This is a genomic window from Photorhabdus akhurstii (assembly GCF_019090985.1).
Lineage (GTDB): Bacteria > Pseudomonadota > Gammaproteobacteria > Enterobacterales > Enterobacteriaceae > Photorhabdus > Photorhabdus akhurstii.
On sequence record NZ_CP020335.1, the window covers coordinates 3,038,015 to 3,057,575 of the forward strand.

The following is a 19,561-nucleotide window of genomic DNA, read 5'->3' on the forward strand; positions in this document are numbered from 1 at the left end:
CACTCACTCACCCTGGTCACATAGTTATCTATGCTCCCGGGGATTCGCTCCCTTGCCGTCGCGATGCAACTTGAAATCCATAGGCTATAATAGGAGTTTAAATAGTGTAATAATGCTGATAGAAATACGATTTAAATAATATGACTATAATGTTTCTATATTATTAGGATCAAAGCGCCAACCGTTATCTACCCAACCATTCAAATCATAGTCAGATAAACATTGACTCACTAAATCATTACATTGATCCATTATTCCAGTAGCTTCACAATGTTTCAGCATATCAAGGCGAATTTGCTCATGATTACCGGCATAATTATGTTCATATAGTTCATGACGCCCGGCGAACTCACTGCCTAATGCATCCCAAAGAAGTTTAATCAGTTTCTGGCGTTCAATAGCGGATTGGTCAGTACCCTGATAATAGCAATCAATCAGTGGCCTAATCTCCGTATTTTCAATATCCAACCAACTTGAAACTTGCATAATAGGCGAGCCTCCCAAGATCGTGTTGAATATAGGTTTTAACTGTGACATGACTTGAGTACTGAAATATCTCACCGTTGTGGCAGCATCCAATTTAGGTATTACAGAACCGTCATCTCTTTTTTCAGGATTTTGACAAAGGTTTTCTGTTAACGACCACATTAGGTTGCGTATAGCAACAATATCAGCCAAATGACTTCTGACTCCTCTGAATTGATCTGAACCATTGGATTTCAAAACATTAGCAAACAGCCCACATATCAGATCCATTTTAACGGCCAATCTTGTGCCTGACTGCAAAGGGTAACGATTAAGAAAACCAGATACTGAATAGAAATTTCGTGCTCTCTCTATATCTCGATAAATCAATACATTTTCCCACGGAACAAAAACGTCATTGAAAATCAAGACCGAATCATTTTCGTCAAAACGACTCGATAAAGGATTATCAAACGGGCTTAATGCCGCCAATTCATACGATTTTCTGCATATTATTTTTAAATTAGGGGAATTCATCGGCACTATAAGACACAGAGCAAAATCCTCTTCCCTGCCCTTCTCATAATGAGTGGCACTGTTTTGTGCAACAAAGGTAGCATTTGAAATTGCCGCACTCGTCGCAACCATTTTTACCCCTTTGACAATGATTCCCGCATCAGTTTCCTTTTCGACATGCAAATAAATATCTCGCATATCTGAAACATTCTTAGCCCTGCCAACAGGGGGATTAACCAATACGTGGTTAAGAAATAGTACCTTCCGCGCACTTTTACGATACCAAGACAGAGCGTTATCACTAAACGAACCATATATTTCAGGAGTTGAACTCAACGTAGCCGTAAACCCTGCTTTATAATCTGGTGTTCTTCCCATAAATCCATAGGTTAATTTTGCCCAATGTGCTATGGCATCTCGTGCTTTTAATAAATCCTTAGCGGACTTGGACGGCATGAAATACCGATGCGTTCGATAGCCGTCAGGATCAATATCGGTTAATATCTCCTGAGAATCTGAATTATGTAACGCGTCATAGAGTCTAGATATCGAATAAGCACTATTGCGGAATGCCTTATGTGTCGTAACATTACGCACTTTTTGCCCATATATTAATACATCACGTCCATCATCTAAGCTACTAAGATATTCTTCACCGGTCATCATTTCATTCTTATCAACACTTGCCATACTATTACTCCTTATAACTCTCTATCTTGAGTATTAATAAAAATATTTAACTATTAACATCACACCAGAAACTAATACTACAATATTAACCAGTTTTAAGAATTGCTCACGCGACATTCTCAACGTAATATACCGACCAAATGTAATACCAACTAACATGCCAGGAGCAAGTACCAACACCAACAAAATCAAATCAGTATCGAAATATACGCCAGCTAAACCAAAAATTACTACTCGCGTTAATGTACTGAGACCAATAAGCGTTGTTTGAGTGATACGCATAGCCTCTTTATTTTCAATCCGCCCGCTTAGATAAATCGCATATAGAAAACCACCGCTACCAAATAATGCACTGAATACGCCGCCAATTAATCCGAAAGGGAACGAAGCAGTCGATGAAAAATTCCGATTTGGTTTTAAGCCACTCAAAGAGTAGACAGAATAGAGAACAACAAATACACCTAAGGCAAGCAAGAGTATTTCAGGTTTAGTTTTAAGTAATATCGCCGCACCAATAAGGCTACCGAAAATCATTAATGGAACAAGGCGTTTTAATTCTTTCCAATCGGCTTTACGTCCGTCACGACTAACATTAACGATCGCGGCGAACATATCTAGTAGTGCCAGCAAGGGAACAATTTTAGCCACGGGAATATATAACGCGAGTACTGGGCTGGCAATTAAGGCCGTACCAAAACCAGCAATTCCAAATATAATGTAAGCAATCAACAAAGCACCGACTATTACGGCATAATTTGAGTAAGTTAAAGCATCCAACATTTTCTTCTTAGCCTATTTTATAAGTGGTTAATGAGATCATATTCACGCTATAGAACAGCCCAAACCATATTGTTTCAATTGACTAAGGCGGCTGCGTGTACGCGAAATATCTGCCAATTCAACACCACCAAACATTTTATCATCCAGTGGGCGACAACCGATTAAATAAAGCTGACAGCGTTGGTCATAAAGCACATCGACCACATTAATAAAACGTTGTTGAGCGGCGCTGGAAACCTGACCTAATTCAGGAACATCCTCAATAATCCAGCACTGATAGCGTTCACTTAAAGCCAGGTAGTCCATTACCGCTGTCGGACTGATGCACAGATCTTGGAAAGTCAAATGAATTGTGCCATTGGCAGCAGATAATACAGACAACATACGGTAGCCAACTTTTAGATCTATAGTAGACATAAGGCGTTCTGGCAAAGATAGCCTAATACGTTGTTCTTCATTCCCAGGCCAAACATAAGCACCTTGGCAAAAAGGATCGACATCATTGCCAGCCAGACATCGATAATCAATTTCTCCCTCCATCGAAACTATCTTCATATTTTTCTCAATTAGCTGAATAGCAGGTAAAAACCGCTCATGATAAAGGGGGTTTGCCAGTAAATCATTAGGGGGATAATTTGAAGTCGTTATCAAGACTATACCACGCTGAAAGATAAAATTTAAAAGCCGGCTAATAAGCATTGCGTCTCCAATATCATGCAGATGAAATTCATCGAAACACAATAATTGGCAGTTTTGTAGCTGAGTATGTAAAGTTGCTTCCATTGAATCCTTCTTTCCTGCTTGAAGGTTCATTAATTGATGAAGTTCACGAAAGAAATGGTGGAAATGGACTCTACGTTTATTTTTTATAGGCGCCGTCTCGAAAAAAGCATCTAGTATGAAACTCTTGCCTCTTCCTACCGGGCCCCAAATATAAATTCCCTTTACACAGGGACGTTTAAACCAAGAGCGATGAAGCATCGTATTAATTAAACATACCATATTCTCAACGACAGATATTTGATATTTATCAAGCGTGTATTTATACAATTGAGCTTTTTTTTGAATAGCTTGTTGTAGCTCTATACCTTTCGCTCGCTTTTCCATATATAAACCAGACCCTTAGTGTTTAACTTATTAAAATAAAAACTAATAAAATCGCAGTCCATTTTTAGAAAATTTTTCCCTAAAATAAATAAACACCAACAAAGGGAACTACACAATACCCTAAAGTTGTTTTTATGATTTTTATGATTCCTATCACATATGTATCACATAGGAATAATAATGTCATACCACTATGTTCTTTGACACATTTTTCAATAAATTCACAGGCTTTTGATAATAGTAACAAGCTCTTTTTAAGGATCTTGTTATCATCAATTATGCAACGGAAAGATTAATTAACTGAAAAAATATGATCTCACTCTCAATAAACCAAGTGAAAAACATGATGAGCCAGACATATCTCATAAAGTATCTGGCTCGCCTCTGCTACTTCATCGTGAATTCAACTGACCATGCGTAGGTCGCAATATTAGTAGAAGTGATAGTTGCATTACAAACCGCGCCTCCACTCGGTGTTGCTCCTTTATTCCATTTTGGAATTTTAACGCCATTAACATATCCGTTCACAAAGGTAGTCATAAATTCGCAGGTTTTAACCCCTATCTTATATCGCACCATCGCATAGTTTACGTCCGGTGAAAGCGGGCTTTGAACCTGATAAATATCGACTCCTCCCGGCGCTACGTTTGGAGTAGGTTTGGGTGTCGCATTGACATAAGTACCAGATTCATTATTAGTAATGATGGTATAAACAGCATCCGCGCTACCAGACGCACCAAGATGCTTAAATGTAACTGTTACCGGCGGGCCTGCATAAGCGATACCTGCGGCAGTTAAGGAAGCAGTTGCAAACAGGGCCAACAACGATTTACGTACTAACATGTTAGATACTCTCCTTATATGTTGTTTGGAATGGCTTACTGCGTTTCAATACAACTTTCTTTTCTATAATTTATTTTTTCGTACAATATATGTTCAACCCCATAAAGCAAATTTCCACTTTATGTCCCTATTAATATAGACCACTTTGCAGAATTTATTTAAAAGAGTAAGAGGTTCTCCGTCATAAAATTGACAAATACTCTGACCTTAAGCAATTAATAACGGCTTGATAGTTAAAAAAACCGTAATTAGTTAAGAAAACCGTAATTTGATAACGGAAAACATTCACAATCCACCAATATAGCCTGCGGTTTTGCCTAGTCTAATAGCAAGGCCAAAGCGCACTGCCTTTAAGCAGCACGCTTGTTTTAATTATTACCTTCTATAAGTTAGGTCTATTTACTCTTTTTTGAGTGCCAGAATCCCGCCAGCCCCAATCCCAGTAATGCCTCCATGCCTATAGTAAGTCCTATCATTCTGGCTGGAGCGGAAGCAGCAATACTGCCGAGCATATCCAGAAACAGAGCACTCCCTACACTTGGTCCACTCCCTATCATCGAAGCAGCAGTTCCTCCTCCCATTCGCGTACCTGTCAGCATAAAATGGCTTTCCATTGCCACACCTGAGCGGCTTGTCACAGGACCTAATAATTCCCTAGAAACACTACCTAACACTCTCTCTTGTACAACATACCTTCCCCCCATTCTGCCAATTCTGGGCGCATTCGAACTGACTGACCTCATCATCGTCGCTCCCGCCCCTTGCGCAAATCCTGCTCCCATAGTCGCACACATGCCCACTACACCAAGGCCAAACGCAACCCAACTGAATGTTTCTGCAAGTTCAGGGTTAGTATCCATAATTGCACCGGCAGCAATGGCAAATCCGCCAGAAGCAACGGTTGCTACACCGCCGATGACCGATAACCCTACAGCCAAAGTCATACCCGCGGCAGCCATTGCGGCCAATCCTGCACCGAGTGTCACAACACCAACGACAACGGTAATGACACCAAAAATAATCCCAAATATCCCTCCCCAAGAGATATGACCTTGCGGATCACGGCAGTTAATTGGGTCGATATAGGCATAACTATTTGGCCCACCGTCACCAAAGGGACTCCAACTGTCAGGTGTTGTAAAACGGAACAGACAAGGGCTGTATTGCCGTTCACCCAAATGATAGACACCGCTAACATCATCAACCATCTGCCCGGTAAACCCGACAATCAGCGGTACGGCAGAAGAACCAAACGGGCTATAGCTGAGTAAACTACTTTTCCCTTCCTTATTCAGCGTTAATATTGGTGAGTTCATTTCATCTGCACCAATGAGCAATATATTGTCTCGCTGCTTATCATCTTTCAGGCCAGAGGTAATAATGCCGGTAATTTGTTCTGAAACACGCGACACCCGGGTTTTGAGTTCCCCCGCCAACTCATTACTCAACAACGGATAATTGGCATTTTGTTGATAATACCATTCTCTACGGGTTTCAAGCTTACTGCGGGATACCAGTTTACCTTGGGGATCATAGTGATAGAGATAAATGTCTTCCCCGGCTTTTAATGTTTTTAACCGATTAAGCGCATCATAAGTCAGAATTTGACCTTGTTCGTTCTTCGTCATACAACCATTTGCATCGTACTCCAATGTTATCAACACAGGATAATCTTTGTGAGTGTGCCTAACTTCCGTCAATTGGCAGGGATCGTGAGGACTTGAATAGATAAAACGAGCCTCATCCTGTTCACTATTAAATTGGGTTATGCATTGGGTAATATTGCCTAACGCATCATAACTCAATGTCAACTTGGAAATAGGTTTCCCATAGCCATCAAGGGGTAATTCATCGCCGGTACAAATATATTCCACCAACATATTGAGTGAATTATATTTGAAGGTTTCATCGCGCAGTACGATTGTGCCATTACATATCATACGTGATGCCAACTGGTCGTTTTTATGCCAACGTTGTGTCATAGTCAGCATCTTATCAGCCTGCCCTGATGGGGTTATCGTGCGGGAAATTTCACGACCAAATATATCATAACCAAATTCCATCACTAATTTAGTCTGATCACGTTTATTTAATACACTTTGGCGCATCAATCGATCAAAGGCTGCATATTCCATCTCAGTCTCGATATCATCATCAACGACTTTAATAAGTTTCCCTTGTAAATTATAAAGATGTTCCTGTTTCTTACCGGTAATATCATTATATTCAATACATTTACCACCTACTGAAAATATTTGAGACAAGGATTGCTCAACACCTTCCGCAATAGGGGTAATGTTTTCCCCGGTAATATTACCCAGACCATCATAAGTTAATTGGCTAATATAACCACTTTGATCTTTGTAACGTTTAAGCTGACCGGTTGTTTTGTCATAATCAAATTGGTGGTCAATATTACCACCTTTAATTGATTTAATCACATCACCAAGCTCATGGATATTTTGATATTGCAATACCGTTCCATCAGGTTTGATCATTGTATCTGGAACTGGAGATGAATCTTTATAAGTATATTTCTGAATACGACCACCATTATTTATCTCAATCAATCGCTCCAGAGAGTCAAATTTTTGACTGCCAGGAATAAATGTTCTATTCGCATTGGTGATACTAATTTGTGTGACAAGTTCCTTATCTGTATGGGGAGCATATTGTTTATTAATTTTCACACCATTCGGTTGTATAATCCCTATTACACGATGGTAGATATCATAAATAAAATCCGTTTTGTTTCCTATTTCATCAGTCAACGAAATAAGCTTATTATTGGCACCATATTGATGCTCTGTAGCAGAATATAATATTGGTGATAGAATTAATTTCCTGACAATTTCATCTTCATCCTTAGATTCATCATCTTTAACCTCAGAATCCAATGTATATCGGTTATTCTTAATCACATTGCCATGACTATCGAAAGTTTCTTCGGTAAACCACGCAATATCTTTCCCCGATTTCAACATAATAGCCGGTATACAAAGTTTTGATTCATCATCCTTGTTATTATCTTGTGTTTGGTAATTATAATTAAGAGAATAAAAACTAGTAGAATCATAACGGACAAATGATGATTTCTGATATTTTTTCAACAACGATAGAATATAATCTTCAGTCACTTCATGTTTATCATCAATATTAATTGAGTCAATATAAATAGTTTTCCGTGTTTTCTTGACCTCATTGATGAAAGTATACGTTATATCGAACTGTTGATCATGACGTCTATGTAAATTGAAATAACAGAATGGTGAAATATAATAGGTTCTGTAAATATCCTCAGTGACAATAATATCCCCTGATTTTACGTCTGGTAATAAATCAAATCTCTTTTCAACCGTAACAAGGAAATTTTCATCATATTGTTTATCACACACCAACAGCCACTTATTCTGACCTTTCTCAGGGGAAGATTTCCATATCTGTACCTCTCGATTAAATACATCATGACCAGTCAGAACTTTCACACCTTGTGCATTAGTATGCATGATATATCCTGCAAATCTGGCATTATCGACTTTCTCTTTAAAAACCGTAGTATAATCATCATTTATAATAATCCCATGATCGTAGCTTTCTGTTGTACTAAATTCCTTTTTAGGATTATTTTTGATCTTTTTCAGTCTTGATAACGCATCCCATTCATATTCAGATATATTTTCATATTTATCTTTTTCACTTAACGTTAAACCCGTCTGAATAGAAATCACTTTTTCAGTCATAGAGTTTTTTCCATCATGCCCGGTAAACGTCATCACTGCTTTAAGATTACCCTCATAAAATGAATATTTATATGATACAGCGTTAATTTTTGCATCTTTATTGACTAAATTATCAATTTCAGAGGAAGATTTAACATTGCCCAATAACAGCTTATCATTAATCAGATAATCAATTGATTTTTCCAATTTTCCATGATTAAAATGAGAAGGATTATTTATATAAAATGCCCGATTAATTTCATATGTGGCTACACCAGATTTATCATCTGTATGTTGCATCAACATACACGCCATTAAATCACAATTACCAAGATTAACAGGAAAGCCTTTCTTCTCTTTCACCGGAAAACTATCATAAATATATTTCTTTATATACGTTTTCTCATTAGCTTTATTAGAGGAGGGGATATGCTTTTCCGTCTCCAAAAGCAGTGTTTTTCCTTTAAAATAACTATAATTATCAATACTACCATCGGGGTGCTCTTTCTTTATAATGCGCCCCTCATTATCATATTCAAATCGGGTTGTTAATATTGAGACAGAATCAATGGTATTATCTTCTATCGATTTTAATGTTACGCTAGTTTCTATTATTTCTACTGCTCCTAATTTTACCTTCCTATTTATGTCACTATTACCTTTATTTTTCAATGAGTTACTATTATCTTTATACTCAAAATAGACTGTTTTTTCTTCTTTCTTTAAAGAGAAAAATTCTGGTTGCTCTGGAAAAGGCTTATCTTTAATTGCCCGATATTTACTGATGTTGGCCTTAATAATACCTGGATCATTAAGATAAGTTTCTATATTACTTCCACGTCTCAACATAGGATCATAATATTGTATTGAATCTCTATCATATTTTATATTTTCATCGTATGAACCAATAATATCACAATTAAACTCTTCAAGATAAAGAGCATTGTAAATATAAATTGTTTTATTATATAAACGTGAATAGTTATGTTTTTGCTTTTGAACTGTGGTGATATACATAGGGGAACCCAATGGAGAACCAATTGAGTAACCATAAGAGAGCATATTATCGTTATTATCATCATAATATGAATTATAACTAACTTCATAACTATAATATGTACAAATAGCTTCACTTTTTCCCGTTCCATCTGCAATCTTATGAAAACAGACTTTAAAACTATTATGACCATCGTCTTCATACGAAACGGTTTCTATCTTATTTAGCGGAGAAACAATTTCTGTAAGATAAGCTGTTTTTTCCGAATTCTTATTTGACAATTCAGTGTAGGATAATTTCCATTTTAATGGTGTGCTGAATGAAGCATTTTCTATTCCAGTCAGGAGATTATTATTTATAGTTAGATTAAATTCCTTTTTTTCATTACTATCAGGGAAAACTAGCAGGGACACTTTCTCATTTGAATAGGAAATAGTGACCAATGATTTCTTTATCTCTTGCACATCGGTATATCTGTTTATACCGGTTAATTTAACTTCTTTACCTTCTTTATGCCAATTAAATTCTAATATTTCCCCCAAAGACGAACTACGAAATACGCAGGGTTTGTTATCACTAAAATCATTTATTTTAAGTAATTCAATCATCCCAGTGTTACGATAAGTGACTTTATAGAATTTATCTATTTTCTCAAAGAACACATCACCAATACCCCCTTCTAATATGAGAGCACCTTTTTTCTCAGTCACATGAAATAATCTACCATCAGCCAGAGAAAGCAGTTTTTTGTCTTCATTATAGACTGTCACTGGGATTCGCCATCCCTTTCCTAGCCCAACATTTTTCTGATTTAATGGTGAATAGAGAAGTCGAATATCAAATTGAGTTTCTATGAGGCTTGAGAGACATATATTTGAAGAAAAAGTCCCCGTGCGAGTATCAACCCCGCTTTCAATATAACTATGAAAATTTACCTTACCGCTATGTGTTCTTGTGGACATGATTATAAACCCTTAATATTAATGATAGTATATATACCTGGAGTATATGGATAAATTCCCGGATATACTCTTACTGGAAAGATAATTCCGTGTATTTCGCACAATGCTTTTTGTCTGATAGAGAATAATAAAACCTGATAAAAGACGAATATTTACATAAATAAAACCTCATGATTTGAATTAAAACCCTCAATTCAAACACAGATATTATTTAATTAAACAAATATAATATTCGTCAAAAATTAATTAACGTATTGATGAGAAAATAACGATATTTAATAATTAGTAGCAATCACTATTTTGAATGTACATTAATCATCGTTGCATTATAAATCCCACAGGTTTTATCAATAATTTGAACACTCTGTTGATAATAAGTCCTTGAACTACCTGGAGCGACTTCAATGACAGCTTGGTCGGGCCCTTTTTTATTCCAATTATATCCGATATTTCCACTGGGTACCGTAGAGCCGCTGGCATCGAGTTTAATCTTATCCCCCGGTTTTTCCTGAATTACCTTAACATCTATATGGATTTTTTTCGGAGTAGCATATTTCCCTATCTGCCGCACAATTTCTCTCTTTTCTCTCTCAGAATCGCCATCAACTGATTCCATCTCTTTCATTAATCGATCAAATTGAATTTGATTGGAAACGGCCCAGCAAGCTGGATCATGAGAAGTTGGAATATTATTTTCAGGCAAACCAAATGCGTATGCATGTCCAGATAGATGAATCAGAGCGACGAATGAAATAACCGATAGCGAATGACGAATAATACTCATAATGTCTACCTCAAAGTTTCATTATTTAATTAATATTTTGAACGGCTATATATTCATATTTACTGTTAGCAGAAGTCTATGCCAATTAATATCTAATTAAAGTAATACATTCTCATCAGCGCAAATATGAAATTTGATCTATATCAAAAATCGAGAAAGTATTATCGAGAGCACATTTTGTCTACCGAAAAACAGCAAAATATATCCAGCACCGCAGACAATCGTCAGCGGCAAACGGGATATAATCGGTTATGTCTGCACTTAATTCGAATTAGTCATTACTGCCCAGGGACTTCAACATAGCCTGCTTCCAATCCGCTCACCTCTACACCTTGAGGAACAGCATGCCCCGGCGTCACTATAATTTGCTGAGTTTGTGCGTTTAATTCACTGCGATAGTTAACGAAAGTTCGTCCATCAGAGCCGGTATGTAATGCCTCCGCTGGCACGGCCAATCCACGTTCATTGCGATAGGTGACAATAGCCAGTTTCGCACTCATATTCAGCCGGATACGCTGCCGCTGTTCAGAAGTCAGAGGATCAATCGCCACTAATAAGTCATAGGTTACACCCGCTCCCTGCATTTCCTTTGAATTCCCCTGTACACCAATTGTTTTAATTTGCCCCCTTAGAGATAGCCCGGCAAAACCATCGCCGGTGATCTCAACCGGCATTCCTTCATATACCTGATGAAGGTCAGCTTCTTCAATACGGGCTACCGCCTGAATTTGTTCCAAATTGATCACCCCTAACAAAGCTGTTCCCTGAGTGACTCGTGTTCCCTTTTGAATAAATAGCCCCTTATCTGATTCCGGTACCTGAGGGCGAATCACAATGCCATCAAAAGGAGAAACCAATTCACGTTGGGCTTGCTGGGCCTGAAGCGCCTGATAACGCGATTGGGCATTGGCTAATTCCATATCAGCAATTTGGCGATTCTCCCCTGTACCCTTATCGAGAGCAGTGCTCAACTCCGCCTTAGCGGCGGCAAGATCAAGCTGTTGGACTCTGACCTGTTGTTCCAGCGTATCAACCTCCATACGGGGAACAATGCCACGCTCAAACAAAGCCCGGGTATCGATTAGCTTGCGTTCGGTATCACTCAAACTTAACTGGGCATTGGTTAAAGTTCTACGTACCCTGGCGACATCGGGACTGTTCTCCCACCCCACTAAATCTTGTACAGTCTTCTGGGCTTTCAATAGTTCCGTGAGCGCCTGCCGCAACTGAATGTCCAACTGTGTCGTGTCAAGGCTCAACAGCGGTTGCTCGCGCTTAACGCGCTGACCTTCCGTTACCATCACTTCATCAATAACGCCATCAAATGGCGTCGCAATCGTCAAACTGGTTGCCGCCTGAATGCGACCAACTAACCCAAGACGATTTTCCAGTAATTGAGGTTCAACATGTACCCACCGTTGCGGTGATGATGTATCCGTTGAGGAAGAGAGGAAAACATAAGCAATGGTAGCCCCAATGACTAATGCAATAGCAAGTGTCATCAGCCAACGCGTCTTATATTTGGAACGAGCAAGTCCTCTGATCTTAGTCGTTAAGTGCAATATCCCAACTCCCTAACGTGGTGCCCAATGTTTCGTCCAACTCCGCTTGTGCATTTAAGTAGGTGATCAACGCATTAAGACGAACATTCTCGGCATTACGCAAATCGGTTTCAAAGCTCAATACTTGAAAGTTACTGGAGCGGCCCACCGTCAATTTTTCACGTTCAATTTCTAACTTGCGCAAGGAGAGATCCCTGGCACGCTGCGCGATCTCATATTGACGCCAACGCGTACCAATATCGCGCACCGCATTACCCACATTACGTTCCAGTGATTGTTTTGCCTCTGCAAGACGAATGTCCTGATTCTGAACATCAACCCGCGCCCGCACTTCCGCCTGACGCCGACTCAAATCACCAATGGGTATCTCTACCTGAACACCGGCGTAATTTTCCCAATTACGGGAACTATTTGACCCTGTTCGATCTCGTATCTGGCTGGCTCCACCAACCAAAGAGACATCCCATAAGCGTTCGTTACGGGCAACTGTCAGGTTAATTACAGCCTGTTCCGCAGTAATCAATTGAGTAAGATACGATGGTTGTTGCTCTTGGGCTAAATTCTGCGCCTGTAGCAGGTTAATATCTACGCGTTTAGCTTCCAATCTATCAGTCGCCTTCACCTGAGTTTGTAAGTCTAAGGCAAGCAAACGCAGTAGTTCCAAACGACTGGTATCTAATTGATTAGCTGCTTCCTCCGCAGACAGTTCCTGCATTGCAACATCAGCCTCGGTCTGGACAATCTCAAAAGCCGCCATTCTGCCTGCGGAGATCATGGCTTTGTTAACTTCCAGCAATTGACGCGAACGTTCAAGAGCATCACGGGCGATTTGTAATTGTTCTTGAGCACGCAACAATTCACGGTAAGCCATAATAATTTGCGTGATAGTCTGGGATACCGTCGCTTTTAGGTTCAAACGATTTGTCTGCTCCATCAATTGAGCAAGGCGCACAGGCGCTGTCGCCACATCTTTACCGGCACCACGCAGCAGAGGCTGAATAACCGAGAATGAAACACCATCATTACGGCTACGACCCGCATTGTCTGCCCACGTCGTCCGATTTGTCCAAGACAAACTAAATCGAGCGCCATATTCTCCAAGCAGCGTAGAGGTGGGGGTAATCTCACTTTGGCGATAACGATCGCTCTGATTACGGGTAGCGGTATAACGGCTATTAATCAGTAACTTGGGCGTAAAACGGTCCTCAGCAACGCGTAAATCGAATTTCTGCGCAATCCGATCCAGATAAGCACTGCGAATCGAACGATTGTTTCGTAACCCTAAATAGATTGCATCACTGAGCGTCAGACCAATAGTTTGCTGATTAAGCGAAATTGTCTTCGTCGCAGGCATGGTTGCCTGTGATGGATTCAACGGCTCCGCTAAAGCCTGTTTGACGGACGCGGCTATTATCAGGGCAATGATGATGCCAATAACACGTTGAAAAACTTGGCTAATCATCACGAAGCGCCTCTACAGGTTGTAATCTGGCCGCCGCTAATGCCGGATTGATACCGAAAAACAGACCGATGACTAATGAACTGGCGATACCCAGAGGCAAAGAGAATAGGGATAACGTAAATACCCAGCCCGAAAATTTTACAAATAGGTATCCTGCCGCAACCCCCAACAATGAACCAATCATTGCACCGGCAATGGACAGAATGGCAGCCTCCAACATAAACAGCATACCAATATCAACAGGCCGAGCGCCCAAAGCCATACGAACACCAATTTCACGCCTGCGTTCCGAAACATTCATCAGCATGACATTCATCACGCCCACTCCTCCCACCAGCAACGAAATTCCCCCTAAACCCGCGAGCAAATAGGAGAATGTCCTTGCCTGACGTGTCAATCCATCAAGCAATTGTTTCGGGATCTCAACTTCGACACGACGACCTTTTGATAATGAAACAAGGTAATCACGTAACGACACCTCGTCACTGTTTAGCGTTGTTGTGTCACGCGCTCTGGCAATGACGCTGCCAATTTCTGGCGCAGACCGCAACCGTCGCATTGCTTCAATGGGCAGTATGATGGAATGATCAATAGAGCCGGGGAGTAAAGGGTTCGGCCCCTGAGCCGCGAGAATGCCTATCACTTCAAACAGATATTCCCCAATTTGCAATTGACTGCCTACTCGAATAGGTTGATTGGCTACTTTTAATTGTTTCGCAATATCCGCGCCAAGCACGGCATAGGTGGTTTGGCGATCATAGTCCGATAGGAAACGCCCCTGCTCGATCTGTAAATCCAGCACCGCAGCCAGATCAGAGGAGGTACCGGTAATATTCGTATCGACCCCTTGCCCGTGAAAGCGTACACGAGTCGAATATAACGTGATGGGCGCAGCATGTGTGATAGTCGGTATTGTACGAGTCAGCGCCTGAGTATCCAGCGTAGAGGGCGCGGGTTTGACATCAACGCCGGGAATGAAAGCAAAATGAGCAACCAAAATATTGCTTCCCATACTTTTAAAAGTGCTGATAGCTTCATTAACAGCGTTATGACCGATGTTTAGAAGTGCAATGACCGAAGCACATCCGACTGCAATACCAAGCAAAGCAAGCAAAGAGCGCCTGCCTAACAGGCGCAGGCTACCCAGTGATTCTCGCAGGGCTTGCGTGAAGGAAAAACCATAGCGACCAGAATTCACATTAAGCATTAGGGCTACCCAGCCACAGATCGGTTTCGGAAAGCCGCCCGTTGTTAACATAGAGACAGCGCCGCATGTTTTTGGCTATGGCTTCATCATGCGTAACCATGACCAACGTAACCCCTTGCTCACGGTTCAATGACAGCAGAAGCGCCATGATATCTCGTGCCGTCGCACTATCGAGATTGCCTGTCGGTTCATCCGCCAGAATCAGAGAAGGCTTACCGACCAAGGCTCTGGCAATGGCGACACGTTGCCGCTGTCCCCCGGAGAGATCAGCCGGACGATGGTAAATACGGCCAGCCAGACCAACCAACTCAAGCTGGTATTTCGCCTCCTGCCGAGCTAGAGAACGAGAATATCCGCGATATAATAGTGGTAGCGCGACATTATCTAACGCCTGCATTCTGGGAAGTAAATTGAAACTCTGAAACACGAAACCAATTTCCTGATTTCTTATTTTCGCCCGTTCATTAGGAGTAACATTTGTTATATTAACGTCCCTAAACTGAAAATATCCAGAAGTGGGTTGATCCAGTAAACCAAGAATATTGAGTAGAGTACTTTTACCCGAGCCGGAAGCGCCGACAATCGCACAACTTTGTCCGCGCATGATAGTGAATGATATTTTATCAAGTACTGGGTAATATTTTTCCCCCATACGATAAGATCGACAAATATTTTCCATGTGAATCAATGCTTCCTGACATGGGGAAGTTATGATTGTCATGTCTGATTTATTCATCGTTTTTGGCATCCATTAAACGTATCACTGACTCCGCTCGGTTGTTTAGCAGGTTTTATATCATGGGAAAATCCTGTTGTAAAAGATTGCCGTCTGAATAAAAGACAAAAACATCAGATGCCAAAAATTAATTAGAGTTATTTAACAAAAATCAACATTACCCATTGACGTAATAGGGTTAATGTACCCAAATTGATGCTACCACCTTTAGTATGGTGGGTGTTGTTATGAAATTGAGGAAGCAAAAGGGAGCGAGATCGAAAGACATATCCAAGATCTCATCAATATGAAGAAATTAAATTATCAGGATAACAACCATGAAATTAAAAAAAATCTTTGGGATTGGTAGCGCTTTATTATTAACTATGCTCTCACAAACAGCTGCGGCAAGTGGCAGCTATCACTCTTCAGTTGTTCTGCCCACACTGTATTCCAAAAATTTCTTAGAAACTGCTAACGTTCCTATTGTCGGTTCTCCCCCTGCAACAGGAAAGATTACCAATGTATCTTGGACTTGGAACGTTGTTGGATGGCCTAAGAATTTATCGGTTTATCTTTGTCAGGGAGATACCAGCAGTTGCGTAGATATATCACGCACGCGAAGAATGTCGACAGCCGCATTTAATAATAGAAGCCCAGCCCAGCAGTTCCTTTTCGCCTTAAGTGTTGGAAACGGTAACGTTATGCCAATAGCAGGTCAAACCGGAGAAATTACTGTCAGTTGGCAATAACTTTTCAATAACTCTCCAAAGATTGCCGTCAGCGCTATAGACGGCAATTCTGACCAATCTTGAATATCAGTATGGCTTTCTAAATATAACGTCGGTGGCAAACGGTGCGAAATTTCAGGATATATCCAAGATCGCACAATAGAAAATATCAAGTTACCAGGAGCAATTATGAAACTGAAAAAGAAAGTGCTCACAACCCTCTGTAGCGTCAGCAGTGCATTATTGTTAACGATGTTTTCACAATCCGCATTCGCGGCAAACTACCAATCTTCGGTTGTTCTACCCACGCTGCATTACAAACATTTCACACAAATTGCTAACGTTCCTATTGTCGGATCTCCACCTGCAACAGGAAAAATTAACCTTGTAACTTGGGCTTGGAGAGTTGATGGATGGCCTAAAAATTTGTCGGTTTATCTTTGTCAGGGAAATACCAATAGCTGCCTCGACATATCACGCGAGACAAGTGGTGGAACTACCGCATTCAATAACAGAAGCCCAGCACAACAGTTCCTTTTCGCTTTAAGAGTTGGAGACGGCAACATAATGCCAATAGAAGGTAAGACTGGAGAAATTACTGTCACTTGGCAATAACTTTTCGATTATCCTCCAAAGATTGCCGTCAGCGTTACAGGCGGCAATTCTGATTTGCTTTGAATATCAATATAGTCTGCTAAATAGTCTTCCAACTCTGGCTTCATTTCATTAATTCATTAGATAAATTTAATTTAAATTCCCATTTTTCATTGACAACTCGAGGAAAAAATACCTCAATTAATAAAGTCATCTAATGTATTTTATCTATCCTCACTTATGGTTTAGGTGGCGAAAAGTGTGAGATCGCAGGAGACATCCCGGCCCTCGCAACAGAAAACATTAAGTTATCGGGAGCAATTATGAAATTGAAAAAGAAAGTGCTCACAACCCTCTGTGGCATCAGCAGTGCATTATTGTTAACAATGTTCCCACAAACAGGATTCACGACAAGCTGGAGCTATACATCTTCGATTACTCTACCAACGGTATACTCCAGAAACTTCACGGAAATTGCCTATCTTCCTATTGTTGGATCTACACCAACGACGGGTAGTATTACTCAAGTATCTTGGGTTTGGAGCGTTGCTGGATGGCCTGCTAATACTCAAGGACTATCCGTTTATCTTTGCCACGGAGATACCAACAGTTGCCTGGATGTATCACGCATTCAAAGAATGACGACTACCGCATTCAATAATAGAGACCCGGCACAGCAATTCTTTTATGCTCTGAGAGTTGCAAGTGGTGGAACAGTACCTGTATCTGGCCAAACCGGAAAAGTTATTGTCAACTGGGAATAATATTTCAATAACTCTCCAAAGATTGCCGTCAGTATTATAGGCGGCAATTTTGATTTGCTTTGAATATTGTAGGGTTTAAGAAAGTTACTAGATGATTTCTTCAAGGATTATAGACATTCACCCTATCCTTATAGTGCTTCGCGGCTTTAAGTAGCTTAGAGTTTGCTTTTGGCGGATTTTCCAAAGCTGCCAACAAAGCATCAGCCCCCTTCATCGAAAGATGTAAGGTTTCAGTTCGTTCAGTCGCTATTTGTATGATCTCTTGAATCTCTGTGGAAATTCTTGCAACTAAACGAGTCTCTTTGCGTTCTGTATTAGTAGCCATGATTTCATCTGCATTTTTAATCCATATAAACATGGTGCCATTATGGCATAAAAAATAGACGTTCATTAATATGTATGTCGAAAAGGCACAATATGAACATCCAAGAATGTATTATTTTCTACCTGATAATAGATGACGACGGCCTCGGCCGCCATCTTAGTCTCCCTCAGATAATTAATCCTACGGTAATTGAACCCCTGTATAACCAGATAAAATCAATTCCCACTCCTGTTGGGCAAACCATGTCTGAGTTTTGCCATCGTAATGAATACTATCAGGCAGAAAAACACCAAACTCCGGCGCCTTTCCGGTATAGTCAGGAGAATTCCGTACATCAATTAGCGTTCGGTATTTGGGATCATCAGCGATAACATTGTTAATTGCTTCAAGTACATAACGAGTGTTAATAGGTTCAAATACAACCGAAAGTGGATAATACAATCTCCACGGTATACAGCGAGAACCCAAAGCATCACTGATACCAGTAATGATGCGGGTAAAATTCTGCTCTGATGCCTGTGCCGCCAATAAACTTTCAGTTTCTGCTTCCCACTGGTTCCAATGAACAGCCAAAATACGAGGATTTTTACCTAGTTTACGCAGTGATTCGACCGCCATGCGCAAAGTTCTGATCGCACGCGGATAGAGCGATTCCACATCACAGGGATTTCGCTCAGGGGCCCAACGGTTATTCGGCGGATTATCCAGATACATGCCCTGCCCGCCCCACCCCATTAAAATGACATAAAGATCAGGTAAATTAAGCGCATTACCCCGGTTAATGTGGCCTTGCCAAAGTTTGGCAAAACGGTTGGCGACATTGACTGGGTGATCCTGATTGCCAATAGGTAAACCGATAGGAGTGCCAATATTGGCATTACCAAAGCTAGTCAGCCCTGTCCAGTTAATTGCGGGAAAGTCAACGCTGTAAACTTCTGGCAGAGATAATGTGAATACGTTTTTTAAACCTTGTGTAATTTCTTCATCTTGTGGTAGTTGTGTTCCATGACCATAACTGTTGGATTGTCCAAGTATGATAAATAATGGAACATCATTGGGCGCCCACGGAGAATATTTTATTTCAGGTAAATAAGGTTGTTTATTTGTCATCAGTTTTCCTCTTGAGATGATTTAATTTATTAGGTCTATTCTCTTCGCCAAAATAATAATTAATTTCTAGCAGATAAAAGTCGTCTGGCTAATTAATCATATTTATGGTTCGCGAATGCAAAACTGTTTTAAATATTAATTTTCTGTTTCTAATTTAAAATATAATCTGATATTGTTCTTCACAAATCAGTTAATTATATTTCATCTTGAAAAATACACTTATTAGTA

Annotated in this window: 15 protein-coding genes; 3 read left to right on the top strand and 12 right to left on the bottom strand. The window is 40.2% G+C overall.

Annotated elements, in window-relative coordinates; all coding sequences use genetic code 11:
* Positions 1–144: 144 nt before the first annotated feature.
* The 10 genes from B0X70_RS13305 to B0X70_RS13350 all read right to left on the bottom strand — a co-directional run bounded on the left by B0X70_RS13305 (position 145) and on the right by B0X70_RS13350 (position 15,830).
* A complete protein-coding gene (locus B0X70_RS13305) occupies positions 145–1,671 on the bottom strand; it encodes a 4-hydroxyphenylacetate 3-hydroxylase family protein (RefSeq protein ID WP_217469553.1) in 1,527 nt (508 codons plus the stop codon).
* Between the two features lie 33 nt (positions 1,672–1,704).
* Complete coding sequence (locus B0X70_RS13310; RefSeq protein WP_036775912.1) at positions 1,705–2,451, bottom strand: sulfite exporter TauE/SafE family protein; 747 nt, start codon at positions 2,449–2,451, stop codon at positions 1,705–1,707.
* A 42-nt stretch (positions 2,452–2,493) separates the two neighbouring features.
* Positions 2,494–3,558 (bottom strand): cell division protein ZapE, encoded by a 1,065-nt coding sequence (gene zapE, locus B0X70_RS13315; RefSeq protein ID WP_217469554.1) that lies wholly within the window; start codon positions 3,556–3,558, stop codon positions 2,494–2,496.
* Positions 3,559–3,945: 387 nt separating this feature from the next.
* Positions 3,946–4,401 (bottom strand): hypothetical protein, encoded by a 456-nt coding sequence (locus B0X70_RS13320; protein ID WP_217469555.1) that lies wholly within the window; start codon positions 4,399–4,401, stop codon positions 3,946–3,948.
* 395 nt (positions 4,402–4,796) lie between these two features.
* On the bottom strand, positions 4,797–9,887 hold the full coding sequence (locus tag B0X70_RS13325) for an RHS repeat-associated core domain-containing protein (RefSeq protein WP_217469556.1): 5,091 nt from the start codon (positions 9,885–9,887) through the stop codon (positions 4,797–4,799).
* A gap of 487 nt (positions 9,888–10,374) precedes the next feature.
* The gene (locus B0X70_RS13330) at positions 10,375–10,863 is read right to left on the bottom strand and encodes a hypothetical protein (protein ID WP_040150591.1); all 489 of its coding nucleotides are present in this window, start codon (positions 10,861–10,863) and stop codon (positions 10,375–10,377) included.
* Positions 10,864–11,141: 278 nt separating this feature from the next.
* Positions 11,142–12,365, bottom strand: coding sequence for an efflux RND transporter periplasmic adaptor subunit (locus B0X70_RS13335; RefSeq protein WP_217471730.1), 1,224 nt, complete (start codon positions 12,363–12,365; stop codon positions 11,142–11,144).
* 43 nt (positions 12,366–12,408) lie between these two features.
* Entirely contained in the window at positions 12,409–13,887 is a 1,479-nt protein-coding gene (locus B0X70_RS13340; protein WP_217469557.1) for a TolC family protein, read from the bottom strand.
* The gene (locus B0X70_RS13345; protein WP_418889042.1) at positions 13,880–15,094 is read right to left on the bottom strand and encodes an ABC transporter permease; all 1,215 of its coding nucleotides are present in this window, start codon (positions 15,092–15,094) and stop codon (positions 13,880–13,882) included. Before B0X70_RS13345 ends, B0X70_RS13340 begins: the two co-directional genes overlap by 8 nt.
* Positions 15,087–15,830: an ABC transporter ATP-binding protein gene (locus tag B0X70_RS13350; protein WP_236548165.1), complete on the bottom strand. Its 744-nt coding sequence runs from the start codon at positions 15,828–15,830 to the stop codon at positions 15,087–15,089. The genes B0X70_RS13345 and B0X70_RS13350 overlap by 8 nt, the downstream gene beginning before the upstream one ends.
* Before the next feature lie 317 nt (positions 15,831–16,147).
* Here B0X70_RS13350 and B0X70_RS13355 point away from each other — a divergent pair, with 317 nt between their 5' ends.
* From B0X70_RS13355 to B0X70_RS13365, 3 genes are all read left to right on the top strand, one after another.
* Positions 16,148–16,561: a flagellar protein FlhE gene (locus B0X70_RS13355; RefSeq protein WP_046394503.1), complete on the top strand. Its 414-nt coding sequence runs from the start codon at positions 16,148–16,150 to the stop codon at positions 16,559–16,561.
* Positions 16,562–16,729: 168 nt separating this feature from the next.
* Entirely contained in the window at positions 16,730–17,155 is a 426-nt protein-coding gene (locus B0X70_RS13360) for a flagellar protein FlhE (RefSeq protein ID WP_046394502.1), read from the top strand.
* Positions 17,156–17,475: 320 nt separating this feature from the next.
* Positions 17,476–17,898, top strand: a complete 423-nt coding sequence (locus B0X70_RS13365; RefSeq protein ID WP_246593292.1) for a flagellar protein FlhE — start codon at positions 17,476–17,478, stop codon at positions 17,896–17,898.
* 100 nt (positions 17,899–17,998) lie between these two features.
* Here B0X70_RS13365 and B0X70_RS13370 read toward each other — a convergent pair whose 3' ends face one another.
* Positions 17,999–18,223, bottom strand: a complete 225-nt coding sequence (locus B0X70_RS13370; RefSeq protein ID WP_072165544.1) for a type II toxin-antitoxin system TacA family antitoxin — start codon at positions 18,221–18,223, stop codon at positions 17,999–18,001.
* Positions 18,224–18,403: 180 nt separating this feature from the next.
* Entirely contained in the window at positions 18,404–19,333 is a 930-nt protein-coding gene (locus tag B0X70_RS13375; RefSeq protein ID WP_217469558.1) for a hypothetical protein, read from the bottom strand.
* Positions 19,334–19,561: the final 228 nt, after the last annotated feature.